The organism is Actinoplanes nipponensis (assembly GCF_016862275.1).
In the GTDB taxonomy this organism is placed as follows: domain Bacteria; phylum Actinomycetota; class Actinomycetes; order Mycobacteriales; family Micromonosporaceae; genus Actinoplanes; species Actinoplanes nipponensis.
In genome coordinates this window covers 1-2,220 of the sequence record NZ_BOMQ01000111.1, presented here as the reverse complement: position 1 = coordinate 2,220, position 2,220 = coordinate 1, and the positions used below count along the sequence as shown (strand labels likewise).

At 67.6% G+C, this 2,220-nt stretch carries 3 protein-coding genes; all 3 read right to left on the bottom strand.

Annotated elements, in window-relative coordinates:
• On the bottom strand, positions 1-1,369 hold a 1,369-nt coding region (locus Ani05nite_RS40675), incomplete at its 3' end, for an NB-ARC domain-containing protein (protein ID WP_203777561.1).
• Positions 1,366-1,767: a hypothetical protein gene (locus Ani05nite_RS40670; RefSeq protein ID WP_203777559.1), complete on the bottom strand. Its 402-nt coding sequence runs from the start codon at positions 1,765-1,767 to the stop codon at positions 1,366-1,368. The genes Ani05nite_RS40670 and Ani05nite_RS40675, both read right to left, overlap by 4 nt.
• A 255-nt stretch (positions 1,768-2,022) precedes the next feature.
• The coding region (locus Ani05nite_RS40665; RefSeq protein WP_203777557.1) for a tetratricopeptide repeat protein at positions 2,023-2,220 on the bottom strand (198 nt) is incomplete at its 5' end.

Here is a 2,220-nt window from a genome sequence, read left to right as displayed (position 1 = left end):
CTTGGGTGCTGTGGAGTTCAGCCTGCTGGTAGAGGCCCTGGCCTCTCTCGAACACGCCGGTCTCGTTGAGTAGGCGGCTGAGTGTGGTGTCGGTGCTGTGAGGCAGGTGGTTGGTGAGGGCGGTGATGTGGGGGAGCAGGTCGCGCCAGCGGGGCCAGCCGGCCGGGTCGCCGCCAGGGTTGGCGGGTACGGCGGTATTGAGGAGCTGGATGGCCTGTGAGCTGGGGTCGGTGGTGGTTTGGCTGGCCGGGAGTGTGAGGCGGAGAACGGTTTGGACCAACCGGTGGGTACTGACCGTGGTCTCGTCCAGGGTGGCCATGCTGTAGGACGCGAGTACACCGAGGGCAAGGTCGGCGGTGGTCTGGTCGCCGTCGGTCAGCATGGTGATCAGGTCGCGGGGGACGTCGTCGGGGGCGAGCCACGCCAGAACGTGCAGGATTTCGACCGCGATCGGGTTGGTGGTGCTCAGGGCGGCGAGGGTGAGGGCCCAGACCCGGGTGACAGCGCGTTGTGCGTTCTGGCCCGGCGCGATCCCGGCAAGCAGCTGGCCAGCCCGTTCATCGTCGAGTCGGTCGTGGTAGGCGGCCATGGGGATGTGGTGATGGTTGATGTAGGCGGCGGCCTGCTCCAACGCCAGAGGTAGATACCCGAGATAATCGGCGATCCCGGCAGCAGCCGTTTGGTCGTCCTGACGGGTGCGTTCGCACAGCATCTGCACGGCCTCAGCCTGGGTGAGGGTGCTCAGGCGGATCGGGGTGAGGCCGTAGCCGGTCCAGTCGATGTCGCGGCGGGTCGTGACCAGCACCCGACCGCTATCGACACCGCCTAGCAAAGTCTCAATGTCGCCTGGGTCTTCGACGTTGTCGAGGATTAACAGCCAGCCGTCATGGTGGTACAGCCAAGCTGACGCCCATGCCTCAGCTTGCTCGTCCGGCAGCACCGTGGTCGCCGGCGCAAGCCGGTGCGCCAGCGCGGCGAGCCCGGCGGTGAGGTTGGTCCGGCTGTCAGCGCCCACCCACCACACACCCGTGTACCGCTCCCGACAGGCGTGCGCGTGGTGGAGCGCTACCTCGGTCTTACCGACACCGCCGAGCCCGGCGACGCTCTGACCGATCACCCCGCGCCTGCCGGACGCCAACGCCTGCGCGACATCGTCCATGACCTGGTCGCGGCCCACGAACACCCGCGACGGCCGTCTCGGCACATTCCACAACCCCGCAGGCGGCGGCACCTGCTCCGGGGACTTAAGCGCCCCAGGGTCGAGGTGCATGAACCTCGCGTTGTCGCCGGTGCTGATGTTGCCGTAGTTGACGCCAGCCGCGGCGGACCGCTCACCGGACGCGGTCGGGCCGTCGGCCGCGCGGGTCACCGGTGAAAGGTGGGGTTGTCCCCGGTGCTGGCGTTGCCGGTGTTGGTGCCGATCGCGATGGACCTGGTCCCGGAGGCTTCGTTGTGCACTGTGCCGGCGGGCAGCAGCTGCACGATGTCGCGGGCGAGGTCAGGGTCGGCGGCGAGCGCTTTGCGGATCTGCAGTTTCAACGCTGCCTCGCTGTCTTCCTCACCGGCGGCGACGTCGATGATCGCGCCCTCGATCACCTGCCGCGACTCCTGGCGGCCGAGGATCCGGTTCAGCAGCCGGTGCCCGACCCCCACGGTCGCGTCGGACGCCTTATCCACTACCGCGTCGCGGACCTTGTCCAGCGTGGTCACCGCAGCCGTCACGTATGGCATCACCACAGCAGCGGTCTGCGCCACATCGACATCCATCCGAACTGCATACACCAGACACCCACACCACCGACATCACCAATCGGACACACACCACCGATGATCGGCAAACCAACCCAACGATCCACCCGAACGAGAACCTTCAGGGCCCTGCCCGCGTGCCATTGGCGTGCCATTACCGAAGGCTTCCGGAGGTCACTCCAGGCCACTCGATGCCGTCCTGGCCTGCACCCAACCGGGGCGACCAGGCGATCTTGTACGGTTCCCAAGCTGAATATGCGGGTTCGATTCCCGTCACCCGCTCCGACCTTTATCGTCGGCCTCTGGCCGCAGCCGCTCTAGAAACGCATGAAGCGCCACCGCGGTGGGGTGCCCGTCAGGCAGTGCCTGGTCCGCGATCTGCACGGCTCGGCGGCAGAGCGTGATGGCCTCGGCGACTCGGCCAAGGTCGGAGTGGCTGGCGGCGAGGTTGCCCAGGCGGATGGCGACGTC

Coding starts and splice junctions, on each gene's coding strand:
- Ani05nite_RS40670 (WP_203777559.1), bottom strand. CDS start 1,767: ATGGATGTCGATGTGGCGCAGACCGCTGCTGTGGTGATGCCATACGTG.